General features: G+C 70.6%; 17 protein-coding genes and 2 tRNA genes. 2 read left to right on the top strand and 17 right to left on the bottom strand.

Features of this window, described 5'->3' with window-relative positions:
• Positions 1–39: 39 nt before the first annotated feature.
• The 11 genes from OIM89_RS21390 to OIM89_RS21340 all read right to left on the bottom strand — a co-directional run bounded on the left by OIM89_RS21390 (position 40) and on the right by OIM89_RS21340 (position 15501).
• On the bottom strand, positions 40–1980 hold the full coding sequence (locus OIM89_RS21390) for a TIGR03960 family B12-binding radical SAM protein (RefSeq protein WP_008411678.1): 1941 nt from the start codon (positions 1978–1980) through the stop codon (positions 40–42).
• Between the two features lie 81 nt (positions 1981–2061).
• Positions 2062–3633, bottom strand: coding sequence for a CYTH and CHAD domain-containing protein (locus OIM89_RS21385; RefSeq protein WP_030698013.1), 1572 nt, complete (start codon positions 3631–3633; stop codon positions 2062–2064).
• Positions 3634–3716: 83 nt separating this feature from the next.
• The gene (gene rodA, locus OIM89_RS21380) at positions 3717–4907 is read right to left on the bottom strand and encodes a rod shape-determining protein RodA (RefSeq protein ID WP_030698012.1); all 1191 of its coding nucleotides are present in this window, start codon (positions 4905–4907) and stop codon (positions 3717–3719) included.
• The gene (gene mrdA, locus OIM89_RS21375) at positions 4907–7087 is read right to left on the bottom strand and encodes a penicillin-binding protein 2 (protein WP_030698011.1); all 2181 of its coding nucleotides are present in this window, start codon (positions 7085–7087) and stop codon (positions 4907–4909) included. Before mrdA ends, rodA begins: the two co-directional genes overlap by 1 nt.
• A gap of 40 nt (positions 7088–7127) precedes the next feature.
• Positions 7128–7796, bottom strand: a complete 669-nt coding sequence (mreD, locus tag OIM89_RS21370; protein ID WP_030698010.1) for a rod shape-determining protein MreD — start codon at positions 7794–7796, stop codon at positions 7128–7130.
• Between the two features lie 10 nt (positions 7797–7806).
• Positions 7807–8793 carry a rod shape-determining protein MreC gene (gene mreC, locus OIM89_RS21365; RefSeq protein ID WP_030698009.1) on the bottom strand — a complete coding sequence of 329 codons (987 nt, stop codon included), beginning with the start codon at positions 8791–8793 and terminating at the stop codon, positions 7807–7809.
• A gap of 136 nt (positions 8794–8929) precedes the next feature.
• Positions 8930–9949: a rod shape-determining protein gene (locus OIM89_RS21360; RefSeq protein WP_008411895.1), complete on the bottom strand. Its 1020-nt coding sequence runs from the start codon at positions 9947–9949 to the stop codon at positions 8930–8932.
• A gap of 398 nt (positions 9950–10347) precedes the next feature.
• The gene (ndk, locus tag OIM89_RS21355) at positions 10348–10761 is read right to left on the bottom strand and encodes a nucleoside-diphosphate kinase (protein WP_023419471.1); all 414 of its coding nucleotides are present in this window, start codon (positions 10759–10761) and stop codon (positions 10348–10350) included.
• A gap of 114 nt (positions 10762–10875) precedes the next feature.
• Positions 10876–11229, bottom strand: coding sequence for a DUF4233 domain-containing protein (locus OIM89_RS21350; protein ID WP_030698008.1), 354 nt, complete (start codon positions 11227–11229; stop codon positions 10876–10878).
• Positions 11230–11237: 8 nt separating this feature from the next.
• Positions 11238–12764, bottom strand: coding sequence for a bifunctional tetrahydrofolate synthase/dihydrofolate synthase (gene folC, locus OIM89_RS21345; protein ID WP_264491537.1), 1527 nt, complete (start codon positions 12762–12764; stop codon positions 11238–11240).
• 115 nt (positions 12765–12879) lie between these two features.
• Complete coding sequence (locus OIM89_RS21340; RefSeq protein ID WP_175458662.1) at positions 12880–15501, bottom strand: valine--tRNA ligase; 2622 nt, start codon at positions 15499–15501, stop codon at positions 12880–12882.
• Positions 15502–15638: 137 nt separating this feature from the next.
• Between OIM89_RS21340 and OIM89_RS21335 the strand changes: the two genes are divergently transcribed.
• Positions 15639–16619 (top strand): hypothetical protein, encoded by a 981-nt coding sequence (locus tag OIM89_RS21335; RefSeq protein ID WP_030698005.1) that lies wholly within the window; start codon positions 15639–15641, stop codon positions 16617–16619.
• Positions 16620–16716: 97 nt separating this feature from the next.
• Here the strand turns inward: OIM89_RS21335 and clpX are convergent, their stop codons facing one another.
• The 5 genes from clpX to OIM89_RS21310 form a co-directional block, all read right to left on the bottom strand.
• The gene (gene clpX / locus OIM89_RS21330) at positions 16717–18003 is read right to left on the bottom strand and encodes an ATP-dependent Clp protease ATP-binding subunit ClpX (RefSeq protein WP_023419466.1); all 1287 of its coding nucleotides are present in this window, start codon (positions 18001–18003) and stop codon (positions 16717–16719) included.
• 158 nt (positions 18004–18161) lie between these two features.
• Positions 18162–18833 carry an ATP-dependent Clp protease proteolytic subunit gene (locus OIM89_RS21325; protein WP_023419465.1) on the bottom strand — a complete coding sequence of 224 codons (672 nt, stop codon included), beginning with the start codon at positions 18831–18833 and terminating at the stop codon, positions 18162–18164.
• 67 nt (positions 18834–18900) lie between these two features.
• On the bottom strand, positions 18901–19518 hold the full coding sequence (locus OIM89_RS21320; protein WP_008411883.1) for an ATP-dependent Clp protease proteolytic subunit: 618 nt from the start codon (positions 19516–19518) through the stop codon (positions 18901–18903).
• A gap of 298 nt (positions 19519–19816) precedes the next feature.
• Positions 19817–21214 carry a trigger factor gene (gene tig / locus OIM89_RS21315; RefSeq protein ID WP_018468119.1) on the bottom strand — a complete coding sequence of 466 codons (1398 nt, stop codon included), beginning with the start codon at positions 21212–21214 and terminating at the stop codon, positions 19817–19819.
• A 181-nt stretch (positions 21215–21395) separates the two neighbouring features.
• Positions 21396–21472, bottom strand: a tRNA-Pro gene (locus OIM89_RS21310).
• Between the two features lie 151 nt (positions 21473–21623).
• Between OIM89_RS21310 and OIM89_RS21305 the strand changes: the two genes are divergently transcribed.
• Positions 21624–21697: transfer RNA gene (locus OIM89_RS21305), tRNA-Gly, on the top strand.
• A gap of 158 nt (positions 21698–21855) precedes the next feature.
• On the opposite strand, the gene OIM89_RS21300 is transcribed toward OIM89_RS21305, so the two are convergent.
• A complete protein-coding gene (locus OIM89_RS21300) occupies positions 21856–22050 on the bottom strand; it encodes a hypothetical protein (RefSeq protein WP_003948050.1) in 195 nt (64 codons plus the stop codon).
• Positions 22051–22144: the final 94 nt, after the last annotated feature.

The raw sequence follows: 22144 nt of genomic DNA, 5'->3' as shown, positions 1-22144 counted from the left end.
GGCCCTGCGGTCGGCACCGACGACCGCAGGGCCCGTTTCCTACTTGTTGACCACCGTCAACGGCAGCAGCTTCTTGCCCGTCGGCCCGATCTGGATGTCGAGGTCGAGCTGCGGACACACCCCGCAGTCGAAGCAAGGCGTCCAGCGGCAGTCCTCGACCTCGGTCTCGTCGAGGGCGTCCTGCCAGTCCTCCCAGAGCCATTCCTTGTCGAGGCCGGAGTCGAGGTGGTCCCAGGGGAGGACTTCCTCGTAGGTGCGCTCGCGGGTGGTGTACCAGTCGACGTCGACGCCCTGTGCGGGGAGGGTCTTCTCGGCGCAGGCCATCCAGCGGTCGTAGCTGAAGTACTCGCGCCAGCCGTCGAAGCGGCCGCCGTCCTCGTAGACGGCGCGGATGACCGAGCCGATGCGGCGGTCGCCGCGGGAGAGGAGGCCCTCGACGATGCCGGGCTTGCCGTCGTGGTAGCGGAAGCCGATGGAGCGGCCGTACTTCTTGTCGCCGCGGATCTTGTCGCGGAGCTTCTCCAGGCGGGCGTCGGTCTGCTCGGCGGAGAGCTGCGGGGCCCACTGGAAGGGGGTGTGCGGCTTGGGGACGAAACCGCCGATGGAGACGGTGCAGCGGATGTCCTGGGAGCCGGAGACCTGGCGGCCCTTGGCGATGACGTTGGTCGCCATGTCGGCGATCTGGAGGACGTCCTCGTCGGTCTCGGTGGGCAGGCCGCACATGAAGTACAGCTTCACCTGGCGCCAGCCGTTGCCGTAGGCGGTGGCGACGGTGCGGATCAGGTCCTCCTCGGAGACCATCTTGTTGATGACCTTCCGCATCCGCTCGGAGCCGCCCTCGGGGGCGAAGGTGAGGCCGGAGCGGCGGCCGTTGCGGGTCAGCTCGTTGGCGAGGTCGACGTTGAAGGCGTCGACGCGGGTCGAGGGGAGGGACAGGCCGATCTTGTCCTCCTCGTACCGGTCGGCGAGGCCCTTGGCGACGTCGCCGATCTCGCTGTGGTCCGCGGAGGAGAGGGAGAGCAGGCCGACCTCCTCGAAGCCGGTGGCCTTGAGCCCCTTGTCGACCATCTCGCCGATGCCGGTGATGGAGCGCTCGCGGACCGGGCGGGTGATCATGCCGGCCTGGCAGAAGCGGCAGCCGCGGGTGCAGCCGCGGAAGATCTCCACCGACATCCGCTCGTGGACGGTCTCGGCGAGCGGGACCAGCGGCTGCTTGGGGTAGGGCCACTCGTCGAGGTCCATGACGGTGTGCTTGGAGACGCGCCACGGGACGCCGGAGCGGTTGGGCACGACGCGGGCGATGCGGCCGTCGGGCAGGTACTCGACGTCGTAGAAGGCGGGGACGTAGACGCCGCCGGTGCGGGCGAGGCGGAAGAGGACCTCCTCGCGGCCGCCGGGGCGGCCCTCGGCCTTCCAGGCCCGGATGATGTCGGTGATCTCCAGGACGGCCTGCTCGCCGTCGCCGACGACGGCGCAGTCGATGAACTCGGCGATCGGCTCCGGGTTGAAGGCCGCGTGGCCGCCGGCGAGGACGATCGGGTCGTCGACGGTGCGGTCGGCGGCGTTCAGCGGGATGCCCGCGAGGTCGAGCGCGGTGAGCATGTTGGTGTAGCCCAGCTCGGTGGAGAAGCTGAGGCCGAAGACGTCGAAGGCGCCGACGGGCCGGTGGCTGTCCACGGTGAACTGCGGTACGCGGTGCTCGCGCATCAGCTCTTCGAGGTCGGGCCAGACGCTGTAGGTGCGCTCGGCGAGGACGCCCTCGCGCTCGTTGAGCACCTCGTAGAGGATCATGACGCCCTGGTTGGGCAGCCCGACCTCGTACGCGTCGGGGTACATCAGGGCCCAGCGGACGTCGCAGGACTCCCACGGCTTGACGGTGGAGTTCAGCTCACCGCCGACGTACTGGATGGGCTTCTGTACGTGCGGGAGCAGCGCTTCGAGCTGGGGGAAGACCGACTCCGCAGTCGACTGGTCAGTCATCGGGAACCTTCGTGAGCGGGCAGGGCTGATCCTCAAGCGTAGCGTGGTACGGACCGGCCCTTGACACCGTCGGCCGCCCGGCTACGGAGGGCCCTCGTCGCGGACCGCCGCCCACACCCCGGGCAGTTCGCGTTCGGCCGCCTCGGCGCGGGCCTGCTCCCTGCCGTACAGCAGCCCCCAGGTGAAGGCGGACTCCCCCGCTCCGTGCGCCTCGACGGCGAGCTGCCGCAGGGCCTCGCGGGCGACGACGCTGTCCTGGTGGACGCCGAGGAGCTGCTGGACGGCCTTGACGTGCTTGCGGTAGCGCTTGGCCGGCTTGCCGAGGGCGGGGCGGGCGGCCTCGGCGGCGTAACGGGCGCGCTTGGCGGCCTTGCGGGCCTGGTGGAGGGCGTGGTCGCGGCCGGGGCCCGGCGGCAGGGCGAGGGCGTGGTCGAGTCGGGTGGCCAGGCGGCGGTGGTCGCGGGCGAGGCCGGCGGGGAGCACCTTGCGGGCGGGCCGGTGGGCGGCGGGGCGCAGCGGTGGGTCGGTGGCGAGGCGGGCCAGGGTGGTGAGCAGGGCGAGGTGGCGCGGGCTGTCGAGGGCGGCGCGTACGCGGTCGCGGGCCTCGGTGGCGCGGGGGGTGGAGTGGAGCCGGAGCCGGGCGGGGGCGGGGCCGAGGACCAGGGTGGCGTCGGTGGTGTCGAGGAGGTGGGCGAGGCGGGCGGTGAGGACCTCGTTGTCGCGGGCGGGGGCGAGTTCCCCGGCGAGCCACTTCAGTTCCTCGCCGACCGGATCGGTGACGGCCCGGTCGAGGACCTTGCGGTACGTCTTGAAGGCGCTGCGCAGGCGGCGGGTGGCGACGCGGAGCTGGTGGACGGAGTCGGGCAGGTCGCGGCGGACGTCGGTGTCGAGGGCGACGAGGGCGCCGTGCCACCGGGCGAGGTGGGCGAGGACCTCGGCGCCGGCGGTGCCGGGGGCGGGAGCCGGGTCGGGGGCGGGCCAGGTCTCGGGCGGCGGGCCGGTGTCGGTGAGGGCGCGGGCGAACTTGGAGCGGTCCCGCGAGCGGTGGATGCCGGCGGCGGTGAGGCGTTCCTCGATCCGGTCGAGGAGGGAGGCGGGGGCGCCTTCGGCGAGTTCGATCTCGATCTCGCGCCAGGTGGTGGTGGCTCCGGCGAGGCCGCCGGGGGCGCCGTCGAGGCGTTCGGCGTGGACGGTGTCGGTGGCGGCCTCGGCCAGGAGGGTGCCGTCGGTTCCGTGGAGGGTGTGGCGGCGTCGGGTGGTGCGCAGCCGCAGGACGGGGCCGACGGGCGCGTCCCGGGTGCGGGAGCGGAGCAGGCGGGCGAGGTCGGCGGGGAGGGTGTCGGCGAGCGGGGCGTGGAGTTCGTCGCGGGCGTCGCCGTCGGTGGGGACGGGGAGTTTGAGGTGCCAGCCGGCGTCGTGGCCGCCGGTGCGGCGGCGCAGGGTGGTGCGGGTGGCGGCGAGGCGGCCGTCGTCGGTGTCGTAGTAGGTGGCGTCGAGTTCCTCGATGCCCCGGCCGGTGACGCGGTCGACGCCCTCGGTGCGGGCCAGTGCGTCGAGGAGGGCGCCGGAGGCGGCGGCGTCCGGGCCGTCGGTCTCCTCGGCTGTGGCGGGGGCTTCGTACTTCCGCTCGGTCTCGCGCGTGACAGAGGCCATGGTCCGACATTAACGGCGATACGGGCGCCGGGGCAGTCCCTGTGCGGGTACTGCCCCGGCGCCCGTACCGGTGGCGGGTCGCGTCAGCTGGCGGAGAGAGGGCGTTGCAGCTTGATCGACTGGAGGAGCCCTATGGCGATCCAGGCCGCGAACATGGCGGTACCGCCGTAACTGACGAAGGGCAGCGGCAGACCCGCGACGGGCATGATGCCGAGCGTCATGCCGATGTTCTCGAAGGACTGGAAGGCGAACCAGGCGATGATGCCGCCGGCCACGATGGTGCCGTACAGCTCGGTGGTGGCGCGGGCGATGCGGCAGGCGCGCCAGAGGACGACGCCGAGCAGGGCGATGATGAGGCCGGCGCCGAGGAAGCCGAGTTCCTCACCGGCGACGGTGAAGACGAAGTCGGTCTGCTGCTCGGGGACGAACTGGCCGGTGGTCTGGGTGCCCTGGAAGAGGCCGGTGCCGGTGAGCCCGCCGGAGCCGATGGCGATACGGGCCTGGTTGGTGTTGTAGCCGACGCCGGCGGGGTCGAGCTGGGGGTTGGCGAAGGCGGCGAACCGGTTGATCTGGTACTCGTCCAGGACGCCGAGCTGCCAGACCAGGATCGCCCCGGTGGCCCCCGCGCCGATGAGGCCGAGAATCCAGCGGTTGGAGGCGCCGGAGGTGAGCAGCACGCCGAGCACGATCATCACCATGACCATCACGGAGCCGAGGTCCGGCATCAGCATGACGATGAGCATCGGCACGGTGGCGAGGGCCAGGGCGAGCAGGACGGTGCGGTGGTCGGGATGTTCCCGGTCGCCGGCGTCGACGCGGGCGGCCAGCAGCATCGCCATGCCGAGGATGATGGTGATCTTGACGAACTCGGAGGGCTGGAGGCTGAAACCGCCGATGACCAGCCAGGCGTGGGCGCCGTTGATGGTGGCGCCCAGCGGGGTGAGGACCAGCAGGATCAGCAGCACCGAGATGCCGTAGAGGACCGGGACCGCGGTCCTGAGGGTGCGGTGGCCCAGCCAGATGGTGCCCGCCATCAGCGCGATGCCGATGCCGGTGTTGAGCAGGTGGCGGACGAGGAAGAAGTACGGGTCGCCCTGGTTGAGCCCCATGCGGTTGCGGGTGGCGGAGTAGACGAGGACGACGCCGACCAGGGAGAGGGCGAGCGCGCTCAGCAGCATCGGCCAGTCGAGCCGGCGCACCACGGAGTCGCGGGCGAACGCCTTGGTCCAGGGGGTGCGTTCGGGCCCGTAGCCGGGGACGGAGAAGCCGGCCATCAGTCGCGCCTCCAGAGAAGGGGGCCTCCGCCGGCGGTGGCGAGGTCCTGGGTGTCGGCGGGCGGGGAGGGCTTCACGGGCAGGTAGGGCTTGACGGTCGGGGCGTGGATCGAGCCGTCGGGCTCGACCTTGGGCAGCGCCGACTGGGGCTTGGGCAGCAACGCCTTCTTGACGTCCTGCTCGCCGTCCTCGGTGAGCCCGTACATCGCCTCGTAGATCTTGCGGACCGCGGGGCCGGAGGCGCCGGAGCCGGTGCCGCCCTGGGAGATCGTCATGACGATGGTGTAGTCGGGGGTGTAGCTGGCGAACCAGGAGGTCGTCTGCTTGCCGTAGACCTCGGCGGTGCCGGTCTTGGCGTGCATCGGGATCTTGTCCTGCGGCCAGCCGCCGAAGCGCCAGGCGGCGGAGCCGGTGGTCGCGACGCCCGCGAGTGCCTGCTCTATCTGCTTCCTGGTCTTCTGGTTCATCGGCAGCTTGCCGTGGGCCTTGGGCTCGATCTCGGTGGTCTTCTTGCCGTCGGCGCTGATGACGGCCTTGCCGACGGTCGGGTCGTAGAGGGTGCCGCCGTTGGCGATGGCCGCGTAGATGGTGGCCATCTGGATGGGGGTGACGAGGGTGTCGCCCTGGCCGATGGAGTAGTTGACCGAGTCACCGGCGCGCATCCGCATGCCTTCGAGGCAGTTCTCGTAGGCGATCTGCTCGGCGTACTCGCCGCCCTTCTTGCCGGTCTTGCACCAGCCGTCCTTGTTGGCCTCCCAGTAGTCCTTCTTCCACTGGCGGTCGGGGACGCGGCCGGTGACCTCGTTGGGGAGGTCGATGCCGGTCTCCTTGCCGAGGCCGAACTGGTGGGCGGTCTTGTAGAACCAGTCCTTGGGCTTCTTGGGGTTGTTGCCGCCGTCCTTCTTCCACTGCTCGTGGGCGAGGTGGTAGAAGACGGTGTCGCAGGAGACCTCCAGGGCGCGGCCGAGGTTGATGGAGCCGTATCCCTGGGACTCGAAGTTCTTGAAGACCTGCCCGCCGATCGAGTACGAGCTGGGGCAGGGGTAGTTGCCGTTGAAGTCGTACCCGGCGTTGACCGCGGCGGTGGAGGAGATCACCTTGAAGATCGAGCCGGGTGCTGCCTGGCCCTGGATGGCCCGGTTGAGCAGCGGGTAGTTCGACTTCTTGCTGGTGAACTTGGCGTAGTCCTTGCCGGAGATGCCGCCGACCCAGGAGTTGGGGTCGTAGTCGGGCAGCGAGGCCATGGCGACGACGCGGCCGGTCTTGTTCTCCATGACGACGGCGGCGCCCGCGTCGGCCTCGTAGAGCCGGTTGGTGTTGCGGTCCATCTCCTTGCGGGCGGCCTTCATCGCCTCGTTCAGCTCGTACTCGGTGACCGCCTGGACGCGGGAGTCGATGCTGGTGACGACGTTGGCGCCGGCCTCGGCGGGGTCGGACTCGGCCTCGCCGATGACGCGGCCGAGGTTGTCGACCTCGTAGCGGGTGACGCCGGCCTTGCCGCGCAGCTCCTTGTCGTAGGTGCGCTCCAGGCCCGAGCGGCCGACCTGGTCGGAGCGGAGGTAGGGCGAGTCGGTGTTCTCGGCCTTCTTGATCTCCTCGTCGGTGACCGGGGAGAGGTAGCCGAGGACCTGGGAGGTCCGGGACTTGCCGGGGGCCGGGTAGCGGCGGACGGCCGTCGGCTCGGCGGTGATGCCGGGGAACTCCTCGGTCCGCTCGCGGATCTGGAGGGCCTGCTTGGCGGTGGCCTCGTCGGTGATGGGGATGGGCTGGTACGGGGAGCCGTTCCAGCAGGGCTGCGGGGTCTCGGCGTCGCAGAGGCGGACCTTCTCGGCGACCTCCTCCGCCGTCATGCCGAGGACGCCGGCGAGCCGGGCGAGGACGGCCTTCCCGTCGTCCTTCATCTTCATCAGCTCGGTGCGCGAGGCGGAGACGACGAGGCGGGTCTCGTTGTCGGCGATGGGCACGCCGCGGGCGTCGAGGATGGCGCCGCGCACGGCGGGCTTGACGACCTGCTGGACGTGGTTGCCGGAGGCCTTGGCGGCGTACTCGTCGCCCTGGCGGATCTGGAGGTACCAGAGCCGCCCGCCGAGGGTCAGCAGCAGGGAGACGACGAGGACCTGGATGACGATGAGCCGGATCTGCACCCGGGGGGTGCGGCCGGTCTCGGGGATGTTGCTCACGGGCGGGGCCTCCTCGCGCGAGGTGCGGCGGGAGTCGCGGTCACAGGCGCTTGACCCCCTTGATGCGTCCGGCCCGGGCGACCCGGGACTTCATGGCTCTGGCCCGCAGGCCGCGCTGGCGGCCGATGGCGAGCCCCTTGGCGCCGCCGGAGGTGAGCCAGCCGGCGGCGACGTCGCCCCCGCCTCCGGAGGCGTCGGCGACCGGGTCGTGCTCGCCGCGCCGGGCCAGCGCCATGATCCACGGCACGGTGAACGGGGCGAGCAGCAGGTCGTACAGGGAGGCGGTGAAGAGGAGCCCGCCGAGGCCGACGTCGCGGGCGGCGGTGTCACCGACGAGGGCGCCGACGCCCGCGTAGAGCAGGGTGGAGCCGATGGCGGCGCCGACCACGACGACCAGCGGGCCGGTGGCGGAGCGGAGCTTGCCGCCTTCGGGCTTGGCGAGTCCGGCGAGGTAGCCCACGATGCAGAGGACCAGGGCGTACCGGCCCACCGCGTGGTCGGCCGGCGGTGCGAGGTCGGCGAGGAGTCCGGCGCCGAAGCCCACCAGGCTGCCGCCGGTGGGCCCGTAGACCATGGCCAGGGCGAGGACGGTGAGCAGCAGCAGGTCGGGGACGGCGCCGGGCAGCTGGAGCCGGGCGAGGATGCTGACCTGGACGACGAGGGCGACGACGATCAGCGAGGCGGAGAGCAGAATCCGGTTGAGGCGCATGGCAGCAGCTCTACTCCTGGTCGGTTCCGGGCTCGGGCTGCCCCGCCACGGGGGCGCCGGCCTCTTCGGCCTCGCCCTCGGGGTTCTCGCCGGGCGGAGGGGCGGTGACCGTCACGGTCGGGGTGGGGACCGGCTTCGACTTGGGCGGCAGCACGGTGTCGCGGGGGTCCTCGCGCGGGGCCTGGACGACGATGCCGACGATGTCGAGCTTGGTGAAGCCGACGTACGGCTTGAGGTGGACGGTACGGGTCAGGTCGCCGCCGAGCGGGTCGACGCGGACCACCTCGCCGATGGGGACGCCGGGCACGAAGGGCCGGTCGGCGTGGGAGCCGAAGGTGACCATGCGGTCGCCCTTCTTCACCTTGGACTTGCCGTTGAGCAGCTGGACGGCGAGCGGGCGGTCGCCCTGGCCGGTGGCGAAGCCGAGTTCGTCGGAGCCCTCCATGCGGGTGCCGACGGTGAAGTCGGGGTCGCTGGCGAGCAGGACAGTGGCGGTGTGCGGGCCGACGGTGGTGATGCGGCCGACGAGGCCGTCGCCGTTGATGACGGTCATGTCGCGGGCGACGCCGTCCTTGCTGCCCGCGTCGATGGTGATGGTCCAGGAGAAGCCCTGGGCGGGGCCGATGGCGACCACCTCGGCGCCGCGGATGCCGTACTGCCCGGCGCCGGCCTTCTTCAGCATGGCGTCGAGCTGGCGGACGCGGCTCTGGTTGCGCGCGTCGCTGCCGAGGCGCGTCTTGAGTGCGGCGTTCTCGCGCTCCAGGGCGGCGATGCGGTCGTGGCGGCTGCCGGAGTCGCGGACGGCTCCGATGGCGTTGCCGATCGGGTCGACCGCGCCGGCGACGCCGCTCTCCACCGGTCCGAGGACGGTGGCCGCGGCCTTGCGGGCGCCGTCGATCGGCGAGTCCTCGCCGCCGCGGATGTCCACCGTGATCAGTGCGAACGCGATGACGATCAGCAGCACCAGGAGCAGCCGGCTCTCTCGTGTGTCCCTCACGTGCGGCGGCCGTGCCTTCCTCGTCGGAATGGGTTCGGGCTTCGGGTCGTGCAAGGGGCGGCGGGCCGGGCCCGGGGAGAGGGCCGGCGCCGGCGGCCGAGTCACCGGGCGGGCCGCGGGGGCCCGCCCGGGAGGATCAGCGGCGCGGAGAGGCGTCCAGGACCTGCTGGAGGGCCTCGAACTCCTCGACGCACTTGCCAGAGCCGAGCGCGACGGAGTCGAGCGGGTCCTCGGCGATGTGGATCGGCATGCCCGTCTCGCGGCGGAGCCGCTCGTCCAGGCCGCGGAGCAGGGCGCCGCCGCCGGTGAGGACGATGCCCCGGTCCATGACGTCGCCGGAGAGCTCGGGCGGGCACTTGTCGAGGGTGGTCTTGACCGCGTCGACGATGGCGTTGACGGGCTCCTCGATCGCCTTGCGGACCTCGGCGGCCGAGATCACGACGGTCTTGGGGAGCCCGCTGACCAGGTCGCGGCCGCGGATCTCGGTGTGCTCGTCGGTGTCCAGGTCGTAGGCGGAGCCGATGGTGAGCTTGATCTGCTCCGCGGTCCGCTCGCCGAGGAGGAGGCTGTACTCCTTCTTGACGTGCTGGATGATCGCGTTGTCCAGCTCGTCGCCGGCCACCCGGATGGACTGGGCGGTGACGATGCCGCCGAGCGAGATGACGGCGACCTCGGTGGTGCCGCCGCCGATGTCCACGACCATGTTGCCGGTGGCCTCGTGGACGGGCAGGCCGGAGCCGATGGCGGCGGCCATGGGCTCCTCGATGATGTGCACCTGGCGGGCGCCGGCCTGCGTGGACGCCTCGATGACGGCGCGGCGTTCGACCCCGGTGATGCCGGAGGGGACGCAGACGACGACCCGGGGGCGGGCGAGGTAGCGCCGCTTGTGGATCTTGAGGATGAAGTAGCGGAGCATCCGCTCGGTGATCTCGAAGTCGGCGATGACGCCGTCCTTCAGTGGCCGCACGGCGACGATGTTGCCGGGCGTGCGGCCGATCATCTTCTTGGCTTCGGCACCTACCGCGAGGATGCCGCCGGTGTTGGTGTTGATGGCGACGACGGACGGTTCGTTGAGAACGATCCCCCGGCCCCTGACGTACACCAGCGTGTTGGCGGTCCCGAGGTCGACAGCCATGTCACGGCCGATGAACGACATTGTGTTCCCCATCAGGATTCGTCTGGCCTTCCCAAAGTGGAGCGTTGACGGCTTTTCAGGATGGCGAGGGTGGGTGCTGTGGCGTGAAGGCTTCCATCGTAGTCTCGCCCGCACGGGCACGGCGCAAGGGTCTTCGCCATTGTCAGCAGATGACGGGCCGCCTCGCCCTGGGAGACGTGCCGTCCGGGCCATGGGTTCCCCCGAACAGCCCGCATATGCGAAAGGCGGCCGACTCCTGCCGGCCGCCGCGCGTCGGCACGTCGTCGTGCTGACCCGACGTCACCGGCCGGGGCGGACCCCGGCGCGCCGCGCGGCCGTCCGCACAGTCTGGTGCGGACGGGCCCGCTGCGCAATCCACGAAACGGAATGTCTTACTCCCCGGTCACGGGGTCACGGGCTCAGACGCGCCCGGGGAAGAAAAGCTTGACCTCGCGCTCGGCCGACTCGGGCGAGTCGGAGGCGTGGATGAGGTTCTCGCGGACGATGGTGCCGAAGTCGCCGCGGATGGAGCCGGGGGCGGCGGCGATCGGGTCGGTCGGGCCGGCCAGCTGGCGGACGCCCTCGACGACACGCTCGCCCTCGACGATCAGGGCGACGACCGGGCCGGACTGCATGAAGCCCATCAGCGGCTCGTAGAAGGGCTTGCCCTGGTGCTCGCCGTAGTGCTGCTCCAGCGTCCCGGCGTCCAGCGTGCGCAGCTCCAGCGCGGTGATCTCCCAGTTCGCCTTGCGCTCGATGCGGCCGATGATCTCGCCGATCAGGCCACGGCGGTGGGCATCGGGCTTGAGCAGGACGAGGGTGCGCTCGGTCATGGACGGCTCCTTGGGCGGCCGGGGGTGTGCGGTTGGGCCGAGATTACCGGGTGTGACCGGCGGGGCCGCAGCCGGACCCCCAACGGTGCGCTCCCCCGCCCGGCCCGTCCCCTTTTAGGCCGCCTCGGGCCCGGCGGCCGCCTGCTCCGCCCAGCGCGCCTTGGCCTCGTCGATCTTCCGGCCGAAGTGGATCGAGGCCCACCACAGCCCGGCGAAGCACGCCCCCAGCACGAACATCACCGGCACGAAGAATCCGCTGAGGACCAGCGCGCCCTGGAGCGCCCAGCCCAGCCAGACGCCGGCGGGCCGGGAGAGCAGCCCGCAGAGCAGGACGCTGACGGCCATCAGGATGCCGCAGACCGTCCAGACGGTGCCCATGGCGAGGTCCGGGTCCTTCATCGCGACCAGGCCGGCGAAGCCGATGACGAAGAACTCACCGATGAGTGTCGAAGCGCAGAGCATCCGCATGGCGTCGCTCAGCCCCTTCCCAGAAGCAGCCGGGCCTCGCCGACCGTGATGACGGAGCCGGTGACGAGGACGCCACCGCCGGAGTACTCGCCCTCTTCCTCGGCGAGGGTGACCGCCGCCTCCAGGGCGTCGTCGAGCCGGGGTTCGACCTGGACGCGGTCCTCGCCGAAGACCTCGACGGCGAGCGCCGCCAGCGCGTCGGCGTCCATCGCCCGCTCGCTGGAGTTGCGGGTGACGACGACCTCGGCGAGCAGCGGCTCGAAGGCTTCGAGGAGTCCCTTGGCGTCCTTGCCGTCGCTCACCCCGACCACGCCGATCAGGCGGCTGAAGTCGAACGCCTCGGTGACGGCGGTCGCGGTGGCGCGGGCACCCGAGGGGTTGTGGGCGGCGTCCAGGACGACCGTCGGCGACTTGCGGACGATCTCCAGGCGGCCCGGCGAGGTCACCGAGGCGAACCCCTTGCGCAGGGTGTCGATGTCCAGCTCGCGGGCGTGCTCGGAGCCGACGCCGAAGAACGCCTCGACGGCGGCGAGCGCGACCGCCGCGTTGTGCGCCTGGTAGGGGCCGTGCAGCGGCAGGTAGATGTCCTCGTACTCGCCGCCGAGCCCGCGCAGGGTGACCAGCTGGCCGTCGACGGCGATCTGCCGGGAGACCACGCCGAACTCCATGCCCTCGCGGGCCACCGTCGCGTCGGCCTCCACGGCCTTCTTGAGGATGACCTGGGCGGCGTCGACCGGCTGCTGCGCCATGATCACGGTGGCGTCGGGGTTGATGATCCCGGCCTTCTCCCCGGCGATCTCGCCGGGCGTGTTGCCGAGCCTGTCGGTGTGGTCCAGGTCGATCGGGGTGATGACCGCGACCTGGCCGTCGATGACGTTGGTCGCGTCCCAGCTGCCGCCCATGCCGACCTCGACCACGGCGACGTCCACCGGCGCGTCCGCGAAGGCCGCGTAGGCCATCCCGGTGAGCACCTCGAAGAAGGAGAGCCGGTACTCGCCCTGGTTGTCGATCATCTCGACGTAGGGCTTGACGTCCTGGTAGGTCTCGACGAACCGGTCGGGGGCGATCGGCGCGCCGTCCAGGCTGATCCGCTCGGTGATCGACTGGACGTGCGGCGAGGTGTACCGCCCGGTGCGCAGCTCGAAGGCGCCGAGCAGCGCCTCGATCATGCGGGCCGTGGAGGTCTTGCCGTTGGTCCCGGTGATGTGGATCGAGGGGTACGCGCGCTGCGGGTCGCCCAGCACGTCCACCAGCCCCTTGATACGGGTGACGGAGGGCTCCAGCTTGGTCTCGCCCCAGCGGCCGGCCAGTTCCGTCTCGACCTCGCGCAGCGCGGCGGCGGTCTCGGGGTCGGCGGGGCGGACCGGCTCGTCCTGCGGCGGAGCGGTGTGGGTGCGCAGGGTGCGGCTGCCCGCCTCGATCACGGCGAGGTCGGGGTCGCGGTCCTGTTCTGCGTCGACGATCTCCTGGAAGGCTTCGTCATCGGGTCCGGGCTGCTCGGGCTCGCCGCTGTCGTGCGGGGGGTGGTCGCTCACGCGCCCCAGTCTACGGAGAGCGTGCGGAAGCTCCCGCAGGGCCCGGGTATGTCGCGAGGAGGCCGCCACCGGGGTTCCGGTGGCGGCCTCCTCGACTCACGCGCGGTGCCGCGGGTCAGCCGGTGGGCAGTCCGGCGAGCTGCGCGGTGATGCGCTCGATGTCGGCCTCGGCCTTGGTGAGCCGGCCGCGGATCTTGTCCACGACCTTGTCCGGGGCCTTGGCGAGGAACGCCTCGTTGCCCAGCTTGGCCTCGGCGGCGGCCTTCTCCTTCTCGGCGTTCCCGAGGTCCTTGGTCAGGCGCTTGCGCTCGGCCTCGACGTCGATGGTGCCGGAGAGGTCGAGGGCGACGGTGGCGCCGGAGACCGGGAGGCTCGCGGTGGCCTGGAAGGCGTCGCCCTCCGGGGTCAGCCGGAGCAGCTGGCGGATGGCCGCCTCGTGCGGGGCGAAGGCGGTGCCCTCCAGGGCGAGGCGGGCCGGGACCTTCTGGCCGGGCTGGAGTCCCTGGTCGGAGCGGAACCGGCGAACCTCGGTGATGACCTGCTGGACCTGCTCGATCTCGGCCTCGGCGGCCTTGTCGCGGAACCCGCTGTCGGCCGGCCAGTCCGCGATGACCAGGGACTCCTGGCCGGTGAGGGTGGTCCAGAGGGTCTCGGTGACGAACGGCATGACCGGGTGGAGCAGCCGCAGCGTCGTGTCGAGGACCTCGCCGAGGACGCGCGCCGAGACCTCGGCCGGGCGCCCGCCGCCCATGAAGGTGGTCTTGGACAGCTCGACGTACCAGTCGAAGACCTCGTCCCACGCGAAGTGGAAGAGGGCGTCGGAGACCTTCGCGAACTGGTAGTCCTCGTAGTACGCGTCGACCTCCGCGACCACCGTGTTGAGGCGGGAGAGAATCCACCGGTCGGTGGCGGACTGCTCCTCGGCGGCGGGCAGTTCACCCTCGACCGTGGCGCCGTTCATCAGGGCGAAGCGGGTGGCGTTCCAGATCTTGTTGGCGAAGTTCCGCGAACCCTGGACCCAGTCCTCGCCGATCGGGACGTCGACGCCCGGGTTGGCGCCACGCGCCAGGGTGAAGCGCAGGGCGTCGGAGCCGTAGGCGTCCATCCAGTCGAGCGGGTTGACCGCGTTGCCGAAGGACTTCGACATCTTCTTGCCGAACTGGTCGCGGACCATGCCGTGCAGGGCGATGGTGTGGAACGGCGGGGTGCCGTCCATCGCGTAGAGGCCGAACATCATCATCCGGGCGACCCAGAAGAAGAGGATGTCGTAGCCGGTGACCAGGACGGAGTTCGGGTAGAACTTCGCGAGGCTGTCGGTCTGCTCGGGCCAGCCGAGGGTGGAGAAGGGCCACAGGCCCGAGGAGAACCACGTGTCGAGGACGTCGGTCTCCTGGTGCCAGCCCTCGCCGCTCGGCGGCTCCTCGTCGGGGCCGACGCAGACGATCTCCCCGTCGGGGCCGTACCAGATGGGGATGCGGTGGCCCCACCACAGCTGCCGGGAGATGCACCAGTCGCGCAGGTCGTCGACCCAGTCGAAGTAGCGCTTCTCCATCTCCTGCGGGTGGATCTTGACCTGGCCGTCGCGGACCGCGTCACCGGCGGCCTGGGCGAGCGGGCCGACCTTGACCCACCACTGCATCGACAGCCGCGGCTCGACGGTGGTCTTGCACCGCGAGCAGTGGCCGACCGAGTGGACGTAGGGGCGCTTCTCCGCGACGATCCGGCCCTCGGCGCGCAGCGCGGCGACGATCGCCGAGCGGGCCTCCAGCCGGTCCAGGCCCTCGAAGGGGCCGGGGACGGTGATGACCGCGCGCTCGTCCATGACGGTGAGCGAGGGCAGGTCGTGGCGGCGGCCGATCTCGAAGTCGTTCGGGTCGTGGGCCGGGGTGACCTTGACCGCGCCGGTGCCGAACTCCGGGTCGACGTGGGTGTCGGCGACGACCGGGATGGTCCGGTCGGTCAACGGCAGCTTGATCCGCTTGCCGACGAGGTGCTGGTACCGCTCGTCGTCCGGGTGGACGGCGACCGCGGTGTCCCCGAGCATCGTCTCGGCGCGGGTGGTGGCGACGACGAGGCTCTCCTCGCCCTCGCCGTACTTCATCGAGACCAGCTCGCCGTCGTCGTCGCTGTACTCGACCTCGATGTCGGAGATGGCCGTCAGACAGCGCGGGCACCAGTTGATGATGCGCTCGGCGCGGTAGATCAGCTCGTCCTCGTACATCTTCTTGAAGACGGTCTGGACCGCGCGGGAGAGCCCCTCGTCCATGGTGAACCGCTCACGGGACCAGGCGACGCCGTCGCCGAGGCGGCGCATCTGGCCGGAGATCTGGCCGCCCGACTCGTTCTTCCACTTCCAGACGCGCTCGATGAACGCCTCACGGCCGAGGTCGTGGCGGGACTTGCCCTCCTTGGCCAGCTCGCGCTCGACGACGTTCTGGGTGGCGATGCCGGCGTGGTCCATGCCGGGCTGCCACAGCGTCTCGTACCCCTGCATCCGCTTGCGGCGGGTGAGGGCGTCGATCAGCGTGTGCTCGAAGGCGTGGCCCAGGTGGAGCGAGCCGGTGACGTTCGGCGGCGGGATGACGATGGTGTACGGGGGCTTCTCGCTGTGCTCGTCAGCCTCGAAATAGCCCCGTTCCACCCAGCGCTCGTACAGCTTCCCCTCTACGTCGGCCGGCACGTACTGGGTCGGCAGTTCGGGGGTGGCTGCTTGCTGATGCTGAGTGTTGTCGGTCACGAGGCACAGTTTACGGGCGTCACCACCTGGTCCCGAAACCGGATTCTTCGGTAACGGAGCCGCCCCGGTTTCCCCATGACGCGGCCATGTCCGTCAGGATGAGCCCAACGCATGCACGACGGAGGGGAACCACGCCCATGAGCTACAACCAGCCCGGCCCGTACGGAGGCCAGCCCCAGCAGCCCGGCCCCTACGGCCAGCAGCCGCCCCAGGGCCCGCCCCCCGGCGGCCAGCCCGGTTACGGCTACCCCCAGCAGGGCGGGGCACCCCAGCAGCAGCCCGGGTACGGGTACCCGCAGCAGGGCCAGCAGCCCGGCCCCTACGGCCAGGTCCCGCCGCAGCAGCCCGGTCAGCCCGGCGGCCCCTACGGCCAGGTCCCCCCGCCGCCCTCGGGGGGCGGCGGGAAGAAGACCGGGCTGATCGTGGCGGCGAGCGTGGTTGCGGTGGCCGTCCTCGCGGGCGGCGCCTGGCTGCTGACCTCGGGCGGCGACGACGACAAGCCGGGCGGCGGCGGTGGGGACCAGGTCGCCTCCGGCGGCCTGAAGGACGACGGCCCGCACAAGCTGACCACCCCGGACAAGGTCCTCGGCGGCCAGTACACCCGCGGTACGCCCGACACCCCGGCCAAGGACGCCTCGACCTCGGACGCCAAGTCGCTGGCCACGGCGGGCATCACCGGCGCCAAGGGCCTCGGCACGATCTACTCGACGATCGACCTGACCACGCTCGACCCGAACGACGCCCAGACGGCGGAGAAGGTCGCGGCCGCCAAGAACGTCACGTTCTTCGGCGTCTTCGGCAAGGTCGCGGACCCGCAGGCGACGCTCGACAAGACCTTCGCGGAGTTCACCAAGAGCGCCGAGCAGAACGGCACGACGCTCTCCGGCGAGGCCGAGGCGGTCACCCCCGACGGGCTCGACGGGGCGGTCATGAAGTGCCAGGGCGCCGAGACCAAGAACCCGACCACCGGTCTCCAGCAGAAGACCAACATGTGCATGTGGGCGGATTACAGCACCATCGGCCTGGTCGAGCCGGTGCAGGGCGCCACCGGCACCACCATGGACGAGGCCGCGGAGATCGCCGCCAAGCTCCGCGCCGAGGTGCGGGTGCCGCAGTAGGACGGGGCGGGTACGGCAGTCCCCGCGCGTACACGACGGAAGGGCCCCACCGCGCCGGTGGGGCCCTTCCGCGTGCGTCTGCCGGGTGTGCCGGCGCTCAGGCCGACTTCTGCTCGCCGTTGCCCCGGCCCCGGGCGTCCCGGGGGATCAGGGTCGGGTTGACGTTGGACTGGACGACCTCGGCGGTGATGACGACGCGGGCGACGTCCTTGCGGGACGGCACCTCGTACATCACCGACATGAGGACCTCCTCCATGATGGCGCGCAGGCCGCGGGCGCCGGTCTGGCGCAGGATCGCCTGGTCGGCGATGGCCTCCAGGGCCTCGCGCTCGAAGTCCAGCTCCACACCGTCGAGTTCGAAGAGGCGCTGGTACTGCTTGACCAGCGCGTTGCGCGGCTCGATGAGGATCTGGAGGAGCGCCTCGCGGTCGAGGTTGTGGACCGAGGTGATGACCGGCAGGCGGCCGATGAACTCGGGGATCATCCCGAACTTCACCAGGTCCTCCGGCATGACCTCCTGGAACTGGTCCTTCTCCTCGATCTCCCGCTTGGAGCGGATCGTGGCGCCGAACCCGATGCCCTTGGCGCCGGCCCGGGCCTCGATGATCTTCTCCAGCCCCGAGAAGGCACCGCCCACGATGAACAGCACGTTCGTCGTGTCGATCTGGATGAACTCCTGGTGGGGGTGTTTCCGCCCGCCCTGCGGCGGCACCGAGGCGGTGGTGCCCTCCAGGATCTTCAGCAGCGCCTGCTGCACGCCCTCGCCGGAGACGTCACGGGTGATCGACGGGTTCTCGCTCTTGCGGGCGACCTTGTCGATCTCATCGATGTAGATGATCCCGGTCTCGGCCTTCTTGACGTCGTAGTCGGCGGCCTGGATGAGCTTGAGGAGGATGTTCTCGACATCCTCGCCGACGTAGCCGGCCTCGGTCAGCGCCGTGGCGTCCGCGATGGCGAACGGCACGTTGAGCATCCGGGCCAGCGTCTGCGCGAGCAGGGTCTTGCCGGAGCCGGTCGGGCCCAGCAGCAGGATGTTGGACTTGCCCAGCTCGATGGCGTCCTCACGCCCGCCGGGTGCGCCGTTCTGCCCCGCCTGCACGCGCTTGTAGTGGTTGTACACCGCGACGGAGAGCGCCTTCTTCGCGGGCTCCTGGCCCACGACGTAGCTCTCCAGGAACTCGTAGATCTCGCGCGGCTTGGGCAGTTCGTCCCAGCGCACTTCCGAGGTCTCGGCGAGCTCCTCCTCGATGATCTCGTTGCAGAGGTCGATGCACTCGTCGCAGATGTACACACCGGGGCCTGCGATGAGCTTCTTGACCTGCTTCTGACTCTTGCCGCAGAACGAGCACTTGAGCAGATCGCCGCCGTCACCGATGCGTGCCACGAGGTACTTCCCCTTCGCCTGGGAGGCGCTCGTGCGAGCCCCTCCTGGTGCCTCATATTCGACGGTACCTTGCCGGGGCCCTCGTCCGGGCCCCCCTTGGCAGGGTCCGCTGTGGGGCGAAACCCGCCAAGGGGAGACAAAGCCGCCGCCTGGTCGGGTCAGACTCCGGCGTTGAGCTTCCGGGTCGACACGATCTGGTCGATCAGACCGTAGGCGAGGGCGTCCTCGGCCGTGAGGATCTTGTCGCGCTCGATGTCGTCGCGGATCTTGTCCAGCGGCGTCGTCGAGTGCTTGGCCAGCATCTCCTCCAACTGCGAACGCATCCGGAGGATTTCGTTGGCCGCGATCTCCAGGTCGGAGACCTGACCGCGCCCCGTCTCACTGTACGGCTGGTGGATCAGGACGCGGGCGTTGGGCAGCGCCATGCGCTTGCCCGGCGAGCCGGCGGCCAGCAGCACGGCGGCGGCGGAGGCCGCCTGGCCCATGCAGACCGTCTGGATGTCGGGCTTCACGAACTGCATCGTGTCGTAGATCGCGGTCAGCGCCGTGAAGGAGCCGCCGGGGCTGTTGATGTAGATCGAGATGTCCCGGTCGGGGTCGATCGACTCCAGGCACAGCAGCTGCGCCATCACGTCGTTGGCCGACGCGTCGTCGATCTGCACGCCGAGGAAGATCACGCGCTCCTCGAAGAGCTTCGCGTACGGGTCGTACTCCCGCACGCCCTGCGAGGTGCGCTCGACGAACCGCGGAACGATGTAACGGGATTCGGCACGCGGGCCCGCGTATTCGCCGTCGGCGCCGAGTGCGCCGCTGCCGGGGAAGTTGTTCATCTGGGTGTTCACCGTCCTGGTGATGAGCAGTGGTCTGGAATCGGCCTGGGTACCGGTAAAGGTCTGATCAGGCGCCGGTGCCGCCGCCGCCGGGCACGTTGGCCGCGGAGGCGATGACCTCGTCGATCAGGCCGTACTCCTTGGCCTCGTCGGCGGAGAACCAGCGGTCGCGGTCCGAGTCCCGGGTGATCTGCTCGACGCTCTGACCGGTGTGGAACGCGGTCAGCTCGGCCATCCGCTTCTTGGTGTGCAGCAGCCGCTCCGCGTGGATCTTGATGTCCGAGGCGGAACCGGCCAGACCGGCGGAAGGCTGGTGGATCAGGATTTCGGCGTTCGGCAGGGCGAAGCGCTTGCCGGGGGTGCCGGCGCTCAGCAGGAACTGACCCATCGAGGCGGCCAGCCCCATGGCGATGGTGACCACGTCGTTCTTGATGAACTGCATGGTGTCGTAGATCGCCATGCCGGCGCTGATCGAACCGCCGGGGCTGTTGATGTAGAGGTTGATGTCCTTGTCAGGGTCGCTGGCAAGGAGCAGCAGCTGCGCGGTGATCTTGTTGGCGATGTCGTCGTCCACGGGCTGGCCGAGGAAGATGATCCGCTCACCGAGCAGCCGGTTGTAGACCTGGTCGCCGAGGCCACCACCGATGGAGGGGTCGCCGGCGGCGGAGGGCATCAGATTCGTCACGTATCCACCTGCTCGTCTTACGACGGCGCCGGGCCGTCTCACGTCTTCTGACGGGGCGCGGGGGTCCGCGCCCGCCGTTTGGGCGGCGATATGAGGGGACTCCCCAGCCCTCGTTATTCATGGACCCTAACGCGCGGGCCGTCGCGGGCCATCCCGCATTCGGAACTGTTCGCTGTGAGCGCAGGTCCGGTACCCCGGGGGCCTCTTCGGGCCCGGGAACACGAGCGCCGGACCGGCTGAGGGATCAGCCGGCCCGGCGCTCGGTGACGGCGGTACGGGGCCGTCCGCCCGAAGGTGCTTACTTGTCGCTGTCGGCCTTGGCCTCGGCGGCGTCGCCCTCGGTCTGCTCGGCGGCGGCCTCGGTGGCCTCGGCCGCCTCGTCCTCGTCGTCCGAGAGGTCGACGACCTCACCGTTGGTGTCCTTGACCGTGACGGCCTCGACGACGACGGCCAGCGCCTTGCCGCGGGCCACCTCGCCGACCAGCATCGGGACCTGGCCGCCTTCGACGACGGCCTGGGCGAACTGGTCGGGGGACATGCCGGAGGAGGCGGCGCGACGCATGAGGTGCTCGGTGAGCTCCTCCTGGTCGACGTTGAGCTTCTCCTTGTTGACCAGCTCGTCGAGGATGAACTGGGTCTTGATGCCCTTGATCGCCTGCTCGCGCGTCTCGGCGTCGAACTCCTCGGCGGTCTTGCCCTGGATCTCCAGGTACTTCGCGAGGTCGAGGCCCATCTGGCCGAGCTGGTGGTGCTCCAGGTTGTGCTTGCGGGTGTTGACCTCGTCCTCGAGCAGCTTCTCGGGGATCGGGACCTCCGCCAGCTCCAGCAGGGCGTCCAGGACGCGCTCCTGGGCCTGGGTGGCCTGGTCGTACTGCTTCATGTTCTCCAGGCGCTTGCGGCTGTCCGCGCGCACCTCCTCCAGCGTGTCGAACTCGCTGGCCAGCTGGGCGAAGTCGTCGTCCAGCTCGGGGAGTTCACGCTTGGCGACCTTGGAGACCTTGACCGTGATCTCGGCCTCCTTGCCGGCCGCCGAGCCGCCCTTCAGCTCGGAGGTGAAGGTGGCCTCGCCACCGGCCTCCAGGCCCTTCACGGCGTCGTCGATACCGTCCAGCAGCTCACCGGAGCCGATGGTGTAGGAGACGTCGGACGCGAGCCCGTCCTCCAGCACCTCTCCGTCGACCTTGGCCTCGAGGTCCAGGGTGACGACGTCGCCGTCCTCCGCGGGGCGCTCGACCGGGGCGGTGGAGGCGAAGCGCTCGCGCAGTTCCTCCACGGCCTTGTCGACGTCCTCGTCGGTGACCTCGACCGGGTCCACCTCGACCTCGATGCCGGAGTAGTCCGGGATCTCGATCTCGGGGCGGATGTCGACCTCGGCGGTGAAGGCCAGCAGCTCGCCGTCCTTCAGCTCGGTGATGTCGACCTCGGGCTGGCCGAGGACGTTCAGCTCACCCTCGTTGACCGCTTCGGTGTAGAACTTCGGGAGCGCGTCGTTGACGGCCTCCTCCAGCACGGCGCCGCGGCCGAACCGCTGGTCGATGACGCGGGCCGGGATCTTGCCCTTGCGGAAGCCCTTCACCGTGACCTGCTGGTTGATCTTCTTGTACGCCGCGTCGAGGCTGTCCTTGAGCTCCTCGAAGGGCACCTCGACAGTGAGCCGAACCCGGGTCGGGTTCAGGGTCTCCACGGCGCTCTTCACGGTTCGGTCTCCTTGATGGCTGACTTCTGGGGGTTCTGCCGGACACCGCGCACACAGGGGTGGCGGGGGCTACCGACGGATCGAGCCCGCCGCGGACACGCACAGAGGCACGCGGACACACGGGCTCGCACTTTGCATAGTAACCGTGTGGTGGAGGAGACCCCCAACGCGATCTTGCAGGTGGTCGGGGTGGCCGGATTCGAACCGACGACCTTCCGCTCCCAAAGCGGACGCGCTACCAAGCTGCGCCACACCCCGTCGGTGCGACACGTAGGGTACATGCCCCGTGGCCCGTCGGCGCCCGGAAATGCGGGGCGCGGGAGGCCCGGCGCCGGGGTGTGCGCGCCGGCCCGGTGACCGGCTAACATGCTCTGCGTGCCCCCGGTCGCTGACCGGCGGTACGCGATGTGCGGGCGTAGCTCAATGGTAGAGCCCTAGTCTTCCAAACTAGCTACGCGGGTTCGATTCCCGTCGCCCGCTCCAGCGAGACCGAAGGGCCCGGCAGCAGCTGCCGGGCCCTTCGGTGTTTCCGCGTTCCGGCGCCGGGCAGGGGCGGCCGGAGGTGTTCGGGAGGCGCGGGGAGCGTGCGGGCGCGCGGCCGGTGGGCGGGGTGGCCGGACGCGCGCCGGGGCGCCCGTGGGTCAGAAGCTGATGCCGCTGACGGTCTGCGCTATCGAGTCGAGGACGCGCTGGATCGCCGGGGCCATGCCGCTGGAGGCGAGGAAGAAGCCGAACAGGATGGCCACCACGGCGGGGCCGGCCTTGAGTGAGCCGCCCCGGATGAGGACGACCATGACGATCGCCAACAGCACCACCACGGACAGTGAAATGGCCACAACTGATCACACCTTCGCGTCGGTCCGCTCTCCCGGCCCGGGTGACACACACCGCGCGCACCCCTCGCCAGGACCATCGTGCCACCAACAGCCC

This window comes from Streptomyces sp. BI87, assembly GCF_025957665.1.
In the GTDB taxonomy this organism is placed as follows: Bacteria; Actinomycetota; Actinomycetes; order Streptomycetales; family Streptomycetaceae; genus Streptomyces; species Streptomyces albidoflavus.
Note: the sequence above shows the minus strand (reverse complement) of the source record. Positions and strands in the feature narration are given on the sequence as shown.

Excerpts from the sequence above, each read along its gene's own strand:
- OIM89_RS21350 (WP_030698008.1), bottom strand. The coding sequence starts at position 11,229 with ATGCGGATGCTCTGCGCTTCGACACTCATCGGTGAGTTCTTCGTCATC.
- ndk (WP_023419471.1), bottom strand. The coding sequence starts at position 10,761 with ATGACCGAGCGCACCCTCGTCCTGCTCAAGCCCGATGCCCACCGCCGT.
- OIM89_RS21335 (WP_030698005.1), top strand. The coding sequence starts at position 15,639 with ATGAGCTACAACCAGCCCGGCCCGTACGGAGGCCAGCCCCAGCAGCCC.
- rodA (WP_030698012.1), bottom strand. The coding sequence starts at position 4,907 with ATGGCCGGCTTCTCCGTCCCCGGCTACGGGCCCGAACGCACCCCCTGG.
- OIM89_RS21385 (WP_030698013.1), bottom strand. The coding sequence starts at position 3,633 with ATGGCCTCTGTCACGCGCGAGACCGAGCGGAAGTACGAAGCCCCCGCC.
- OIM89_RS21325 (WP_023419465.1), bottom strand. The coding sequence starts at position 18,833 with ATGAACAACTTCCCCGGCAGCGGCGCACTCGGCGCCGACGGCGAATAC.
- OIM89_RS21390 (WP_008411678.1), bottom strand. The coding sequence starts at position 1,980 with ATGACTGACCAGTCGACTGCGGAGTCGGTCTTCCCCCAGCTCGAAGCG.
- mreD (WP_030698010.1), bottom strand. The coding sequence starts at position 7,796 with ATGCGCCTCAACCGGATTCTGCTCTCCGCCTCGCTGATCGTCGTCGCC.
- OIM89_RS21360 (WP_008411895.1), bottom strand. The coding sequence starts at position 9,949 with ATGTCGTTCATCGGCCGTGACATGGCTGTCGACCTCGGGACCGCCAAC.